Genomic DNA, 14,091 nt, shown 5'->3' with positions numbered 1-14,091 from the left:
CGGTCAATGCAGTCCCCGGCCAATCCCTCCGACCCCTTGTGCACCAGGCGTCTTTACGCGAACTTGATCTCATGGCGGATACCACAGGTGGCGTAGCAACCAACCAGCCCCGCAAGTCCAGTTGGAAGTACATCGGACCCGGCATCGTCGTCGCCGCGACAGGCGTCGGCGCGGGTGACCTCGTCGCGACCCTCATCGCGGGCAGCAACTTCGGCTACACCCTGCTGTGGGCCGCCGTCATCGGCTGCGTCGTGAAGATCTCGCTCGCCGAGGCCGCAGGACGCTGGCACCTCTCCACCGGCCGCACCCTCTTCGACGGCTGGGCCAGCCTCGGCCGCTGGACGACGTGGTTCTTCGTCGTCTACGTCGTGATCTGGGGGTACGTCTACGGGGCGGCCGCCATGTCGTCGTCCGGACTGCCGCTCCAGGCGCTGTTCCCCGACGTCATGGACCTCAAGTGGTGGGCGATCCTGACCGGCCTCGTCGGCCTGGTCTTCGTCTGGTTCAACAAGTACGCCGTCTTCGAGAAGGTCATGACGGTCCTCGTCGGCGTGATGTTCCTCGTCACCGTCTATCTCGCCATCCGCGTCACCCCGCACCTGGGCGATGCCTTCGCGGGACTGCTGCCCGTCCTTCCCGACGAGAAGGACTCGGTCCTCAACACGCTCGGCCTGATCGGCGGCGTCGGCGGCACCATCACCCTTGCCGCGTACGGCTATTGGGTCAACGCCAAGGGCTGGACCGACTCCGGCTGGATGAAGGTGATGCGGCTCGACAACCGCGTCGCGTACATCACCACCGGCATCTTCGTCGTCGCCATGCTCTTCGTCGGCGCCGAGATCCTGCACTCCGCGAACATCGCGATCGCCGGCGGGGACCAGGGCCTGGTCCAGCTCTCCGACATCCTGGAGAAGGAGTACGGGTCCGCCACCGCCAAGCTCTTCCTGATCGGCTTCTTCGCCACGTCCTTCACCTCGCTGATCGGCGTGTGGCACGGCGTGAGCCTGATGTTCGCCGACTTCGTCGAGCGCTACCGCAAGCAGCGGGCCGGCGCCGACGACAAGGCGCTGACCGGGCAGGAGGTGGCATCCGGGGCCCGCGAGAAGTCGGTGCCGTTCCGCGCGTACCTGCTGTGGCTGACCTTCCCGCCGATGATCCTGCTCTTCCAGGGCCAGCCGTTCCGCCTCATCATCATCTACGGCGTCCTGGGCGCGGCCTTCATGCCGTTCCTCGCGCTCACCCTGGTCTGGCTGCTCAACTCCTCGCGCACGCCCAGGGAATGGCGCAACGGCTGGCTCAGCAACGGCATGCTGGCGATCGCGGGCCTGCTCTTCCTGGTCCTGTGCATCAAGCAGATCACGGACCAGGACTGGGGAAGTTTTTTCTAGGGGTAATCGGGTGGGTGGGCGGGAGAGATCCTTTGCCCCCGAACAGCGCGAGCGAAACAGCGCCGCCGGGGGAGCGGCGGCGCTGCGGGTCTCAGTGGTGTTCGTGCGGGCTACGGCAGCCCGTGGACGTGCGGTCCGACCGCCTTCGACCAGGCGCCGCCGTCGGCCGCGTCCCAGTTCGTGGACCAGGTCATCGCGCCCCGGATGTCCGGATACGTCTTGGACGGCTTGAAGGAGCCGCAGCTGGTGCCCTTCGCCAGGCAGTCCAGGGCCTGGTTCACCACCGACGGCGCGACATAGCCGCTGCCCGCCGCCTTCGACGAGGCGGGGACGCCTATGCCGACCTGTGACGGCGCGAGGCCGCCCTCCAGCTGGATGCAGGCGAGCGCGGTGAGGAAGTCCACCGAGCCCTGGCTGTAGACCTTGCCGTCGCAGCCCAGCATCGAACCGCTGTTGTAGTACTGCATGTTGACGACCGTGAGGATGTCCTTCACGGCGAGCGCCGTCTTGAAGTACTCGTTGGACGTCGACTGCATGTCGATCGTCTGCGGCGCCATCGTCAGGACAAGACCCGAACCCGCCTTGCCCGCAAGCGACTTGAGGGCCTGCGTCATGTACGTCGAGTTGAGCCCGTTCTCCAGGTCGATGTCGACGCCGTCGAAGCCGTACTCCTGCATCAGCTTGTACGTCGATTCCGCGAAGGCGGTCGCGGACGCGCCGTCGTTGACGGACACCGCGCCCTTCTCGCCGCCGACCGAGATGATCACGGACTTCCCAGCCGCCTGCTTGGCCTTGATGTCCGCCTTGAACTGCTCGACGGTGTAGCCGCCGAGCCCGGCCGAGTCGAGGTTGAAGGTGATCTCGCCGGGTGTGCCGGTCGCGTCGGCGAAGGAGACCGCGATGATGTCGTAGTCGTCCGGTACGTCGCTCAGCTTCTGGACCGTGGCGCCGTTGTTGAAGTTCTGCCAGTAACCGGTCACCGCGTGCTTCGGTACCGCGCGGGTGCCGGCGTCGGCGTCGTCGGCGCCGCCGGTCAGCAGGCCGGTGAGCGCGAGGGCCAGGGCCGTTGCCAATCCGATGACGGTACCTGCCTTCCTGCGTGTCCTGCCGCGTGCGTGGTCCACTTCTGCCTCCGGTGGGGGGAGTTGGGGGGTGCGTGAGTGGTGCGTGGGGGGAAGCTGGGGGGTTCGGAGCGCTCGCTTGGTCGTACAAGCTGGTCCAGACCAATCGGGTTGTCAAGACCTCTGGCGCCACCGCGACCCCGCGAGACCGGCCAACCTCTCTGTGAACAGTGCGAAGTTGGGTGTTGAGGCGGCCCTGACCTGGATATGGTGCTGAGGCGGAAGTGCATGGACACCGGCACGAAGTGCCCGGAAGTGCACAGAGAACGGTACGAAGTGGGCGCAGACCGGGGGGTGTAGGCATGCCGACCGCCATAGCCGTCACCGGCCCCGACCTGGTGTTGCCGTCGCCCGACCGGCACACCCCGTCGGCGGCCGTCCTGCAGAGCGCCGTCCAGTCACCACGGACGTACTCCCTGGACCAGTCGCTCACCGAGATGCACACGCTGATCGAGCACCACGGCTATGTGATCGTCCTCTGTCCCGCCTCCGCACCGCCCGCCGTGGTGCACCGGCTGCACGCGATCCGCTCCGTACTGGAGAGCGACCGCATCGCCATCCTCCGCCCCGACCTACCGCCCCTGGGCATGGCCGTCCTGGCGCTCCAGCTGCGCCAGCTCTCCATCTGCGACTTCAGCCCCGGCGTCCTCGCCTCCGCGGCCCGCCTGCTCGCCCACTACATCTACGCGGGCGCGCTGCTCGGCTCCGTCGCCAAGCTGGACCGCGTCCCCGTCACGCTCCAGTCCCACGCCAAGTCCTGGGTCCCCGGCGCCCAGTTCGCCGTCCTCGCGACCCCGCGCCCCGAGCTGGTGAAACTCACCGCCGAAGCGAGCCTCTCCGGCCCCGGATTCGGTACGAAGATGCTGTACGCCACCGGCCAACTGGCCCCCGACTGGGTCACCGGAACCCTCGCGCCGGCCTGGCGCACCCAGGGCGTCACCGAGGCCCGGCTGCCCGCGGAGTCCGCACGCTGGTGGGCGACGCCCAAGCTCGTCGAGTTCGCGGCGGCCATCCCCGACATCTCCGTGCTCTACCAACTGGTCACGTCCGTCCGCCGGGACGACTGCCACTGGTGCGGCCTCGAACTCATCGGCGACCGCTGCGGTTTCTGCGCCGCACCGCTGCCGCCGCCCCCCGAACGCTCATCGCCGTCACCCGCCGTACGCGCACTCCCGAGGGGCGCGACCTAGGGTGCGCTCCCTCTCACGTACGCCACCGAACGACCGCGCTCCACACCGCTCACTGTCCGTAGCCATCCGCACCCGATCGAGGTAGACCGGTCCATGAACTCACGCCAGCGCCGCGGCGTCATCCTGCTGGTCCTCTCGGTCCTGGCCGCGTTCGGCGCGTTCGCGGGCGTCCTCTCGGTGATCCGTGACGTGAACTCGAAGGTGGGCCCTGAGGTCCCGGCGTACAAGCTCAAGGGGGACATCGCCCCCTACAAGGAACTGAGCGCCGACCAGTTCGAGAAGGTCGAGATGCCGGAGCGGTGGCTGTCCGACAATGCGGTCACCGACCTCCGCCAGATCCGCGGCAAGATCGCGGTGACGGAACTGCGCAAGGGCTCGCTCCTCCAGTCGGACATGATCGTCAAGCGGCCCGAACTCTCCCCCGGCCAGCAGGAGATCGCCATCCTGATCGACTCGGCGACGGGCGTCGCCGGCAAGATCACTCCGGGTTCGACGGTCAACATCTACGCCACCTTCAAGGGCGAGACCGACACCGCCAAGGACCAGTCGAAGGTCATCGTCGAGTCGGCGAAGGTCATCGACGTGGGCAAGCTGACCGCACTTGACCCGGACCGGGACGACGACCGCAGCAGCCGCCGCACGGAGACGGAGGCGGTGCCGATCACGTTCGCCCTGGACACGGCGGACGCGCAGCGCGTTGCGTACGCGGAGTCGTTCGCCACGCACGTCCGGCTCGCCCTGGTGGGTCAGGGCGGCGACGCGGCGATCCCGCGGGGTGACCGGACGTACACCCTCGACGAGGACAAGTAGGAGGCCCCGCGGATGAGGTCCACGTCGCCAGAACCGCCGCTCCGCGGCGGATGTCTCCCACCCGCCCACCCGTTTCCCCGGCGGCTGCCTGTCCCGCCGCTCCGCGCCGGATCTCTCCCGCCTGCCCACCCGGTTACCCGGCAGTCAGGGATAGTCGGGTGGGTGGGTGGGAAGCGCTTGTTCGTTCAGGGCGGGCTGCGGGGCAATCGGGCGGGTGGGTGGGAAAGGCCTGTTCGTCAGCGACTGCTGCCGCTCGAGAACGAATCCGCCCCCGCCCTCGCCGCAGGCGCCCCCACTCCCCTGCCGGGAGGCGAACGCCCGTGACGACCAGAATTCTCCCCGCGGTGGGCGACATCGACGCCGCCCGAGCCCTCAGCACCCTCATCGGGCAGCTCCCGGACGCCGAACCCGCCCTCCCCGTAGCCGATTCCACCGCCCTGCTCGACCACCTCGCCCGCCTCGCCGCGGAGTCGCTCGACGAGCTCCCCGAGGTCGTCCTCATCCACGAGCGCATCGGCCCCGTCCCCGCCCTCGACCTCATCCGGGACCTGGTGCTCCGCTTCCCGGCGGTCGGTGTCGTCCTCATCACCGCCGACACCAGCCCCGGCCTCCTCACCGCCGCCATGGACTCCGGCGCCCGGGGCATTGTCGGCTTCCCCCTCGCGTACGACGCCCTGGCCGAACGCGTGCACGCCGCGGCCGCCTGGTCGGCCGGCATGCGCCGCCACCTCGGCAGCACCGGCATGGAGCTCTACACCGGGGGACCGGGGGAGACCCCCGGCGGCGGACAGGTCGTCGCCGTCAGCGGCGCGAAGGGCGGCGTCGGCACTACTCTCGCCACCGTCCAACTCGCCCTCGCCGCAAGGGCATCCGGCCGCACCGTCGCCCTCCTCGACCTGGACCTCCAGTCCGGCGACGTCGCCTCCTACCTGGACGTACAGTTCCGCCGCTCCATCGCCGACCTCGCGGCGATCACCGACATCAACCCCCGCGTCCTCCAGGACGCCGTCTACACCCACGAGACCGGCATCGGCCTCCTCCTGGCCCCCGCCGACGGCGAACGCGGCGAGGAGATCACCGACCGGGTCGCCCGCCAGACGATCGCCGCCCTCCGCACCCGCTACGACGTCGTCCTGGTCGACTGCGGCACGTACGTCACCTCGGCGACGGCGGCAGCCATCGAACTGGCCGACCAGGCCCTCCTCTTGGTGACCCCCGACGTCGTCGCGGTCCGCGCCGCCAAGCGCATGGTCCGCCTGTGGGACCGTCTCCAGATCCGCAAGGCCGAGGAGACGCTCACCGTCGTCAACCGTCACGGCAAGGGCACGGAGATCCAGCCGTCCCTGGTCGAGCGGGTGACCGGCACACGCGTCGCCCGCACCACCGTCCCCGCGGCGTTCAAGGAACTGCAGGGCGCGGTGGACGCGGGCCGCATGCAGGACCTGGACAGCAAGTCCACCGTCAAGCAGTCCCTCTGGGCCCTGGCGGGCGAACTGGGCCTGGTCGACGTGGAGTCGGCGGCGGGCGCCGGGAAACGCGGCGCGCTGGCCCTGCGGAAAAGGGGCGGCGACCGGGGCGCTGTGACCCTCGAATTCGCCGGCATGTTCCCCCTGATCCTGGCCGTCATGGCCATCCTCTGGCAGTGCGCCCTGTACGGCTACACGTTCTCCCTCGCGGGCAACGCCGCCGACGAGGCGGCCCGCGCCGCGACGGCCGCGTACGCAGCGGGCGAGGGCGCCGAGGCGGCATGCACGGCCGCGGCCCGCGAGCACCTCCCCGAGGCGTGGCAGGGCGCGGCGGTGTCCTGCACGGACGAGGGCACGGTCTGGAAGGCCCACGTCGACGCGAAGGTCCCCCTGTTCTTCCCGGGAATGGACACGGGCTGGGAGGTCAATGGGGAGGCGGGGGCGGCGAAGGAGGGGGATGAGCAATGAACTCAAGCCCGCCGCTGCGCGGCGGATCTTTCCCGCCCGCCCACCCGATTGCCCTGCAGCTGCCCACCCACCCCATCGGTAGGTCTTCCAGCCTCGCCGCAGACCTTTCAGCCCGTCCGGCGTTTGAGGACGAACTCGGCGAAGCCGGTGATCTACGGCCACCTCGCGGCCGGCGAAGCCGGAAGGGTTTCGGGAAGGGGCGGGATCGGGGAAGGAGAAGCCGCTTCGACGACCGCGGCGTATCCATGCTCGAGTTCGCCGGATTCCTCCCCATCCTCCTCCTCATCGGCCTCGCTGCCATCCAACTCGGCCTGGTCGGCTACGCCGCCAACCAGGCAGGCTCAGGAGCTCGCGCGGCGGCCCGCGTCGCCTCCCAGGGCGAGGGAGGGGAAGCCGCGGGCCAGGCCGCGATGGACGGCAGCCTCGACGCCACCGTCGCCATCGGCGGCGGCGCGGACACGACCACGGCCACCGTCACCGTCCAAGTCCCCACGCTCCTGCCCTTCGTGGACTCGAACTGGAGCGTGACAAAGGAAGCCACCATGCCCAACGACGACGCAGCAGACGGGAGCTGAGCAAACACCATGAGCCTCCGCGACCGCGTGGCGACCCCGAAGACCGACGCAGGACCCACCCGCGACGACAGCCTCGTGGCCGTCTACCGCTCCAAGCTCCTCGAAGAGATCGACCTCGCCGAGATGTCGTCCCTCACGGCCGCGGACCGCCGCGTCCGCCTGGAACGCGTACTGGGCCACATCATCAGCCGCGAGGGCCCGGTCCAGTCGACCTCCGAGCGCGCCCAGCTGATCCGCCGCGTGGTCGACGAGGCGCTGGGCCTCGGCGTACTGGAACCACTCCTCGCGGACGCCTCGATCACAGAGATCATGGTCAACGGCCCGGACTCGATCTTCGTAGAACGAGCAGGACGCGTCGAACAACTCCCCCTCCGATTCGCCTCGAACGACCAACTCATGCAGACCATCGAACGCATCGTCTCCACGGTCAACCGCCGCGTGGACGAGTCGAACCCGATGGTCGACGCCCGCCTGCCCACGGGCGAGCGAGTGAACGTGATCATCCCGCCCCTCGCCCTGACCGGCGCGACCCTCACCATCCGCCGCTTCCCCCGCGCGTACACCCTGCACGAGCTCATCGACCTGGGCTCGCTGGACGAGCACATGCTGCTCCTGCTCTCCGCCTTCGTACGCGCCCGCTTCAACATCATCGTGAGCGGCGGCACAGGCTCGGGGAAAACGACCCTCCTCAACGCCCTCTCCGGCCTCCTCCCGGCCCACGAACGCATCATCACCATCGAGGACTCGGCGGAACTGCAACTCCAGCAGGACCACGTGATCCGCCTCGAATCCCGCCCCCCGAACGTCGAGGGCAAGGGCCAGATCACCATCCGCGACCTGGTCCGCAACAGCCTCCGCATGCGCCCCGACCGCATCATCGTCGGCGAGGTGCGAGGCGGCGAGACGCTCGACATGCTCCAGGCGATGTCGACGGGCCACGACGGCTCACTGGCGACGGTCCACGCGAACACGGCGGAGGACGCCCTCATGCGCCTCCAGACGCTCGGCTCCATGTCCGAGGTCCAGATCCCCTTCGAGGCGCTGAAGGACCAGATCAACTCGGCGGTGGACGTGGTCGTCCAGCTCGCCCGGCACGCGGACGGCTCCCGCAAGATCGCCGAGATCGTCCTCCTCGTCTCGCACGGCCGCGAACAGTTCCGCATCGCCCCGGTCACCCGCTTCGTCCCCCGCCAGGCGTCCGCCGCGGACCGCCGGGTCCACGGCTACTTCGAGCACCTGCCGCTGCCCCGCCCGGTCGCCGACCGGCTGTATCTGGCGGGGGAGCCGGTCCCGCAGGGCTTCGGGGTCGCGCAGGCCATCGACGTACTGAACACAAGAGAGGCGATCGGATGAGTACGAGGGCGAGTGCGCGAGCGCACGAGCAGGCGCCCCCCGGCCAGCTCCCTGGGCGAGAGGCCACGGCCTGATGGAGAACAAAGCCGCCCTGCTGGCCCTCGGCGCCACCATCCTGACCGGCACGCTCGCGGTCGCGGGCGTCCACGCGTACGCGACGGGCCGCGCCCAGCGCCGGGCACTGGTGGACCGCCTGTCGATCGGCCCCGGCGAGGGCGACGGCGGTCCAACGGGCCGCGGCCGCCGCTTCTCGGCGGTGGACCGCCGCCTGCGCCGCACGCGCCTGGGCCGCACCATCCACCTGCGCCTCTCGGCAACGGGACTCGACCTCACGGCAGGCGAGTTCTTCGTCTACGTAGTCGCAGTCGTCGCCGCGCTGTGGCTGATAGCGGCGGCGTCACTGGCCCCGTTCTTCGGCCCGATCGCGGGAGTGGTGGCGGTCTGGAGCGCGGTCGTCTTCCTGAACTGGCAACGCCAGAAGCGCATAGAGGCGTTCATCAACCAACTCCCTGACGTGGCCCGCATCCTGGCCAACGCAACGGCGGCGGGTCTGGCACTGCGTACGTCTTTGGCGATGGCGGCGGAAGAACTGGAAGCGCCGGCGGGCGAAGAACTCTCCATGGTGGCGGACCAGCTGACGCTGGGCCGCTCGATCGACGACACCCTGGGCGAACTGGCGGAACGCCTCCCGTCCCGCGAACTGATAGTGCTCGTAACGACGTTGGTCCTGTCCAACAAGGCGGGCGGCTCGGTCGTGAACTCCCTCCGCAACCTCACGCAAACCCTGGAGGACAGGAAGGAGACGAGACGCGAGGTCCGCACGATGCTCTCGGAGGTCAACGCGACGGCGTTCACGGTCCCGCTCCTGGGCGTGGGCTCCCTGCTCCTGATCAACTCGTCGAACGAGGGCGCCCTGGAGCGAGTGACGGGCTCCCCGGTGGGCCAGATGCTGATCCTGATCGCGCTGGGCCTGTACGCGGTGGGCTTCTTCGTGATCCGCCGCCTGGGCAAGATCGAAGTGTAGGGGGAGGGTTACGTTGACTTCTGGTGTCTTCGGTCTGGCGATGGCGGCGGTGATGGGCCTGGCGGTGGCGGGCATCTGCCAGGGCATCCGCATGTACCGCGCGGAGATGAAACTCCCCTCGGACCTGGCGATCGCCCTGGAGGTCGGCGCCACCCGCGTATCGGCGGCGGGCTCGGCGGTGGACCGCCTGGGCATCCGCTTCGCGCCGCTGGTCCTGCGCCTGATGGGCCCGAAGCGGGTGGACGCCAAGCGCCGCAAGATCGACATGGCGGGAAACCCGGGCGGCCTGACGATCGACCGCTATGCGGCGCGACGTGCGGTGTACGGCATCTTCGGCCTGGTGATGGGCTTGGTCTTCTTCTCGAACGGCTCGTCGCTGTTCGGCGTCTTGACCTTCGCCTTCGGGATCGGGGCGGCGGACGCATTGATCTGGCAGGCGATCCGCGAACGCCGCGAGGTGATCGACCGCACGTTGCCGGACTTCCTGGACGTCCTGGCGGTGGTGGTCTCGGCGGGCCTGGGCTTCCGCCAGGCGCTGGACCGTGTGGCGGAGAAGTACGAGGGCCCGTGGGCGGACGAACTCCGCATCACGCTCCGCCAGATGGACATGGGAGTCAGCCGCCGCCAGGCCTTCGACGAGCTGCGCCGACGCAACGCATCGGAACAGGTCTCACAATTCGTCTCGGCGCTCCAGCAGGGCGAGGAGCTGGGCTCCCCCATCGCGGACACACTGATCCAACTGGCAACGGACATGCGCCGTACCGACGCCCAGAACTCCCGCCGCAGGGCGGCGAAGACGATCCCCAAGGCAACGATGGTGACCCTCGTCTTCATGCTCCCGGCGACGATGATCCTCATCGCGGCGGGAATGTTCCTCGGCTCGGGTTCGGACTTCGGCTCGATCCTGGGAAAGTGAGGGATTGCTGTGAGCGGTGCGAGGTGCCTGCCGGCGGGCGCAACTATCAAGCCACTGGGCGAAACCTCTTCGCGGCTGCAACGAGATGTGGGACAGTCTGTCGGATGGGGGGAGGGGTGCAGTGGCTTCGAAGAAGCGCCCCTTCGACCCCACTCTCTCCAACAACCCTTTGCAAACAGCGAGTTCACAAGGCGCACGGGAGGGGAAGTCGTGAACCATATCGCCCCGCCGACTGACCGGTCGCGGATCTCCGCCGTATCCCTCCGGGGCGCGTGATGACCTCGCCACCGGGGAAGGGAACCCGCCAACTTGCGCGGCTGAAACGGCATTGGTTGCGGAGAGTGGCTGTTGGGTCACATGATCTCGCGTACGTTGCCTATGACGAGAGCGGCGTCGGAATTGGTTGCGCCAGCGGTGCGTGTATCGGGTGGGAGAGAAGGGGCCGTCGTGCTGAAGGATCGCGTACTCAGAGTCTGGGTCGACTGGACCGTGACCGTGACTTCCCGGGTTCGGGGGAGGGAGCGGGATGCGGGGGCTGGGTTTGTGGAGTATGCGGGGTTGATGATTTTGATCGCCGGGATCTATACGTTGATCGATCAACTGGGGCTGGACGGCAAGATCTCGCAGGCGATCGGCAATGCGGTCAACGACGTAATCGGCACCTGACACCCAGCCGTTGGCGAAGTGACCGAGGGCAGACTCTCCCCATCTACATCTGGATGACGGGGATTCTGCTCTTTGTTGCGTTCGCGTTCTTTGCGTTTGCCCAGGCCGCATCCGCACGCAATGGCGCGCAATCAGCCGCTGATGCGGCGGCTCTGGCGGCAGCGCAGGACGCGAGGGAGGAACTCGTCGAGGGGCTGGGGGAGTCCATCGGCGAAGGAGACGAGTGGCTCGACTGGCTCGACGGCGACAAGTTCACTGGTGATGGCGCTCAAGGCGCGGCGGATGCGCTGGCTGCCGACAACGACTCGAAGGTCATCGGCTTCGGACCGGATGAAGTGAACGGCTATCCGGGGTTCTGGGTGGAGATCGAGACCAACTACACCGTCGGTGACTCGATCATTCCAGGCACGGAGACCCAGCACGCCAAGGCCGAGGCCACCGCAATCATCAAGCCGCGCTGCGATCTTGCTCCGTCGGCCGACCCCGAGAAGGCTGTGGAATTCGACTGTGACGGTGGCGACTCATTCGAGATCGATCCGGATGACTTCGACTTGGATGATCTCCCGGACGCATCCGTTCTCTTCTCTGTGCACTTGGCCGACTGACAAGCGATCGACGAAAGAAGGAAGCCGTAGCGATGAACATCCGGCGTACCACGATGACTCGCAGGGCAATGACCGCTGTGGCGATCACGACTGGGCTGGTCCTCACGGTCGCAGGCTGCGGCGGTGGTGGAGACGACGACAAGTCCGACAAGGAATCGTCCCCGACCTCATCTACCAAGGAGGACAAGGGCGGTGACGACAAGGGGGAATCACAGGCTCCGGCTGCTGATGCCGCCTTGGCCGAGGTGAAGAGCAATGGCATAACGCTCACTGTCACTTCGGCGTCCCGTGACGAAGGCGGCTTCCTCACCATCAACGGAAGGGTGACGAACGGTACGTCTGGCATCTGGGTCGGCAGCGAGTGGCGCAGTGATGAGAACGAGCTGAAGAAGAACGGCGGTTCCTTGGCAGGAGCCAGCGTCGTCGACGCGCAGGGGAAGAAGAAGTACCTCGTGCTGAGGGACACCTCAGGGCGGTGCCTGTGCACGAAGTTCGAGGGCGGGATCAACCAGAGCCAGTCCGTCGATTGGTACGCCCAATTCCCGGCCCCGCCGGAAGGTACCACCAAGGTGGAGTTCCAGGTGCCGACCATGCCCCCCGCTTCAATAGAACTCTCCGAGGGTGAGTGACGACCCATGGCCCACCCACGATCACGCACCCTGGCCACAGCAACGGCCACCCTCACAGCCTTCATCCTCCTCACCGGCACCGCCGCCCACGCGGACGACGACGACCCCAGCGCACCCCCGGACAGCACAACCTCCACCCCACCCCAGGAAGTCGACTCCAACAGCCCCGGTCTGAAGCTGGCCGACGGAGCGACCCTGGCCCCGGCGAAGGTCCTGGACATCAAGTCCGTCGTCGAAGACCTCGGCGGCGAGGAACGCCGCGAGGACACCAACACCGACGTCAAATTCGCCCTCCAGGCGGAGGTGCTGTTCCCCAAGGACAGCCCCAAGCTGAACCCGGAGGCGAACGCGCGCATCAAGGCGATCGCCGAGGAGGCGAAGGCCCAAAAGGCAACCACCGTCCGGGTGTTCGGCTTCACGGACGACCTCGGCTCGTACAGCCACGGCAAGAAGCTGTCGCGCGACCGCGCGGAGGCGGTGCACGACAAACTGGCGAGCTACTTGGGCCCGGAGGTCACCTACGCCGTACGCGGCTACAGCGAGGACTACCCGATCGCGGACAACGGCTCCGAGGAGGGCCGCAAGAAGAACCGCCGGGTCGAGGTGTCCTTCCCGCGGGGTTCCGGAGCAGGCACGGGGACGACCCCCTCCGAGAGCCAGGGCTGACCAGTCGCCGGGAGCACCTTCAGTAGGCGCCGGCAGACGTGCGGTGCGCGGGCCAGGCGTCGCGCAGTTGCCACTCCTTGGCGGGAGGCAGCGCGGCTGTAGCGACGGCCAGTGTGCGCTCGCCCGCCTCGATGGTGACGGTCTTGCCGTAGGGGCCGCTGGCGCGCTCCCGGTAGCCACGCGGGGACGGATCGGTGAAGAGCGTCCAGGAGCGCGTGTACGGGTCGAGGACCAAGCATGCGGGGATGCGGGCGACGGCGTAGGCGTCGGGCTTGATGACGTAGTCGTTCTCCACCGAGGACGGCGAGACGATCTCCATGGCTAGCTCGATGGCATCTGCGTCGTAGGGGGCCGGGTCCTCCTCGTCGCCATGCCAGACGATGAGGTCCGGGCTTCGCTTCTGGTCCCACTCGGGGTGAGCGAATTCGATCGCGCCAAGAGCTGCGTCACCGACCTGTTCGCACAGCTGGATGTAGATCTCCCGCTGGGTGCGGATCACCCAGTGCTTGGCTCCAGCCTGGTTGAGGTGGCGTCGAGCTCGGCAGCGTCCCGCAGCACGGCGAAGCCCCCGGCCGTATGAGGCCGGGGGCAGGCGAGCAGGTGCGGTCGGTCAGGCCCGGCCGGACCCCGCGAGGTGGTACCACTTGCCGCCCCGGCCGTCGGAGTCCAGGTCGATGTAGATGCGGCTGTCGCCGGTCAGGCCCTTGCGCCCGATGACGGCCTTGCTGTCGCAGTCGGTGTTGACGCCGTCGTGGGTGTTGATGGCCTTGGTGAAGTTGCACCGGGTGCGCTGTACCGTGACGTTGCCCCGGTCCACGCGCATCTCCACGATGAAGGCGTCGACCTTCCGGGAGCCGCCGCCGTCCAGGACGCGGCCGTAGCCTTCGGCGCGAAACTTCGTCTTGGTCCAGCCGATGCAGTTCCTGTACTCGATGTCGATGTTCTCGCCGGACGTGTCGAGTTCCGTCATCCACATGTCTCCGCACCGCAGCCCATGCACGCCGCCGGCCTGCGCCTGAGGCGCGGTGACCAGCGCACCTCCGGCAGCCAGCGACAGGGATACCAGTGCGGTGGTGAGAATCTTGCGCTGACGTGACATCAGATAACCCCCGTTGTCGTTGGCCCGATGCATCGATCCCATCAGGCACCGCCAACGGATCCCTAATGAGTGGCCAACGACAGCCCGCGTGTTACGTACTGCCTGAATGGCCTCG

General features: G+C 68.2%; 15 protein-coding genes. 12 read left to right on the top strand and 3 right to left on the bottom strand.

What is annotated here, in order from left to right; genetic code table 11:
- Window positions 1-71: 71 nt before the first annotated feature.
- Window positions 72-1,388, top strand: coding sequence for an Nramp family divalent metal transporter (locus AB0G47_RS31100; RefSeq protein ID WP_360776821.1), 1,317 nt, complete (start codon window positions 72-74; stop codon window positions 1,386-1,388).
- Between the two features lie 110 nt (window positions 1,389-1,498).
- Here AB0G47_RS31100 and AB0G47_RS31095 read toward each other — a convergent pair whose 3' ends face one another.
- A complete protein-coding gene (locus AB0G47_RS31095) occupies window positions 1,499-2,512 on the bottom strand; it encodes a chitinase (RefSeq protein ID WP_360776819.1) in 1,014 nt (337 codons plus the stop codon).
- Window positions 2,513-2,811: 299 nt separating this feature from the next.
- Between AB0G47_RS31095 and AB0G47_RS31090 the strand changes: the two genes are divergently transcribed.
- The 11 genes from AB0G47_RS31090 to AB0G47_RS31040 all read left to right on the top strand — a co-directional run bounded on the left by AB0G47_RS31090 (window position 2,812) and on the right by AB0G47_RS31040 (window position 12,877).
- Window positions 2,812-3,699, top strand: a complete 888-nt coding sequence (locus tag AB0G47_RS31090) for a hypothetical protein (protein WP_360776817.1) — start codon at window positions 2,812-2,814, stop codon at window positions 3,697-3,699.
- A 93-nt stretch (window positions 3,700-3,792) separates the two neighbouring features.
- Window positions 3,793-4,509 (top strand): Flp pilus assembly protein CpaB, encoded by a 717-nt coding sequence (gene cpaB, locus AB0G47_RS31085; RefSeq protein ID WP_360776815.1) that lies wholly within the window; start codon window positions 3,793-3,795, stop codon window positions 4,507-4,509.
- A gap of 320 nt (window positions 4,510-4,829) precedes the next feature.
- The gene (locus tag AB0G47_RS31080; RefSeq protein WP_360776813.1) at window positions 4,830-6,443 is read left to right on the top strand and encodes an AAA family ATPase; all 1,614 of its coding nucleotides are present in this window, start codon (window positions 4,830-4,832) and stop codon (window positions 6,441-6,443) included.
- Window positions 6,444-6,688: 245 nt separating this feature from the next.
- Window positions 6,689-7,018 (top strand): TadE/TadG family type IV pilus assembly protein, encoded by a 330-nt coding sequence (locus AB0G47_RS31075; protein WP_360776811.1) that lies wholly within the window; start codon window positions 6,689-6,691, stop codon window positions 7,016-7,018.
- Between the two features lie 9 nt (window positions 7,019-7,027).
- Complete coding sequence (locus tag AB0G47_RS31070) at window positions 7,028-8,371, top strand: CpaF family protein (protein ID WP_360776809.1); 1,344 nt, start codon at window positions 7,028-7,030, stop codon at window positions 8,369-8,371.
- A 73-nt stretch (window positions 8,372-8,444) separates the two neighbouring features.
- Window positions 8,445-9,395, top strand: coding sequence for a type II secretion system F family protein (locus tag AB0G47_RS31065; protein WP_360776807.1), 951 nt, complete (start codon window positions 8,445-8,447; stop codon window positions 9,393-9,395).
- 40 nt (window positions 9,396-9,435) lie between these two features.
- Entirely contained in the window at window positions 9,436-10,311 is an 876-nt protein-coding gene (locus AB0G47_RS31060; RefSeq protein ID WP_360777085.1) for a DUF5936 domain-containing protein, read from the top strand.
- A 447-nt stretch (window positions 10,312-10,758) separates the two neighbouring features.
- Window positions 10,759-10,977, top strand: coding sequence for a hypothetical protein (locus tag AB0G47_RS31055; protein WP_360777106.1), 219 nt, complete (start codon window positions 10,759-10,761; stop codon window positions 10,975-10,977).
- Window positions 10,974-11,582 carry a pilus assembly protein TadG-related protein gene (locus AB0G47_RS31050; protein WP_360777083.1) on the top strand — a complete coding sequence of 203 codons (609 nt, stop codon included), beginning with the start codon at window positions 10,974-10,976 and terminating at the stop codon, window positions 11,580-11,582. The genes AB0G47_RS31055 and AB0G47_RS31050 overlap by 4 nt, the downstream gene beginning before the upstream one ends.
- A 32-nt stretch (window positions 11,583-11,614) precedes the next feature.
- A complete protein-coding gene (locus AB0G47_RS31045) occupies window positions 11,615-12,211 on the top strand; it encodes a hypothetical protein (protein WP_360776805.1) in 597 nt (198 codons plus the stop codon).
- 6 nt (window positions 12,212-12,217) lie between these two features.
- Window positions 12,218-12,877, top strand: coding sequence for an OmpA family protein (locus AB0G47_RS31040; protein WP_360776802.1), 660 nt, complete (start codon window positions 12,218-12,220; stop codon window positions 12,875-12,877).
- Window positions 12,878-12,896: 19 nt separating this feature from the next.
- On the opposite strand, the gene AB0G47_RS31035 is transcribed toward AB0G47_RS31040, so the two are convergent.
- Together AB0G47_RS31035 and AB0G47_RS31030 are read right to left on the bottom strand one after the other, a co-directional pair.
- The gene (locus tag AB0G47_RS31035) at window positions 12,897-13,376 is read right to left on the bottom strand and encodes a Uma2 family endonuclease (protein WP_360776800.1); all 480 of its coding nucleotides are present in this window, start codon (window positions 13,374-13,376) and stop codon (window positions 12,897-12,899) included.
- A gap of 111 nt (window positions 13,377-13,487) precedes the next feature.
- Window positions 13,488-14,018, bottom strand: a complete 531-nt coding sequence (locus AB0G47_RS31030; RefSeq protein WP_360776798.1) for a hypothetical protein — start codon at window positions 14,016-14,018, stop codon at window positions 13,488-13,490.
- Between the last annotated feature and the right edge of the window lie 73 nt (window positions 14,019-14,091).

It is taken from the genome of Streptomyces sp. NPDC021622 (genome assembly GCF_040640795.1).
Lineage (GTDB): Bacteria > Actinomycetota > Actinomycetes > Streptomycetales > Streptomycetaceae > Streptomyces.
Note: the sequence above shows the minus strand (reverse complement) of the source record. Positions and strands in the feature narration are given on the sequence as shown.

Bases quoted from the DNA above. Each gene is read 5' to 3' on its own strand.
- AB0G47_RS31100 (WP_360776821.1), top strand. From the start codon at position 72: ATGGCGGATACCACAGGTGGCGTAGCAACCAACCAGCCCCGCAAGTCC.
- AB0G47_RS31090 (WP_360776817.1), top strand. From the start codon at position 2,812: ATGCCGACCGCCATAGCCGTCACCGGCCCCGACCTGGTGTTGCCGTCG.
- cpaB (WP_360776815.1), top strand. From the start codon at position 3,793: ATGAACTCACGCCAGCGCCGCGGCGTCATCCTGCTGGTCCTCTCGGTC.
- AB0G47_RS31075 (WP_360776811.1), top strand. From the start codon at position 6,689: ATGCTCGAGTTCGCCGGATTCCTCCCCATCCTCCTCCTCATCGGCCTC.
- AB0G47_RS31070 (WP_360776809.1), top strand. From the start codon at position 7,028: ATGAGCCTCCGCGACCGCGTGGCGACCCCGAAGACCGACGCAGGACCC.
- AB0G47_RS31065 (WP_360776807.1), top strand. From the start codon at position 8,445: ATGGAGAACAAAGCCGCCCTGCTGGCCCTCGGCGCCACCATCCTGACC.
- AB0G47_RS31060 (WP_360777085.1), top strand. From the start codon at position 9,436: ATGGCGGCGGTGATGGGCCTGGCGGTGGCGGGCATCTGCCAGGGCATC.
- AB0G47_RS31045 (WP_360776805.1), top strand. From the start codon at position 11,615: ATGAACATCCGGCGTACCACGATGACTCGCAGGGCAATGACCGCTGTG.
- AB0G47_RS31040 (WP_360776802.1), top strand. From the start codon at position 12,218: ATGGCCCACCCACGATCACGCACCCTGGCCACAGCAACGGCCACCCTC.
- AB0G47_RS31030 (WP_360776798.1), bottom strand. From the start codon at position 14,018: ATGGGATCGATGCATCGGGCCAACGACAACGGGGGTTATCTGATGTCA.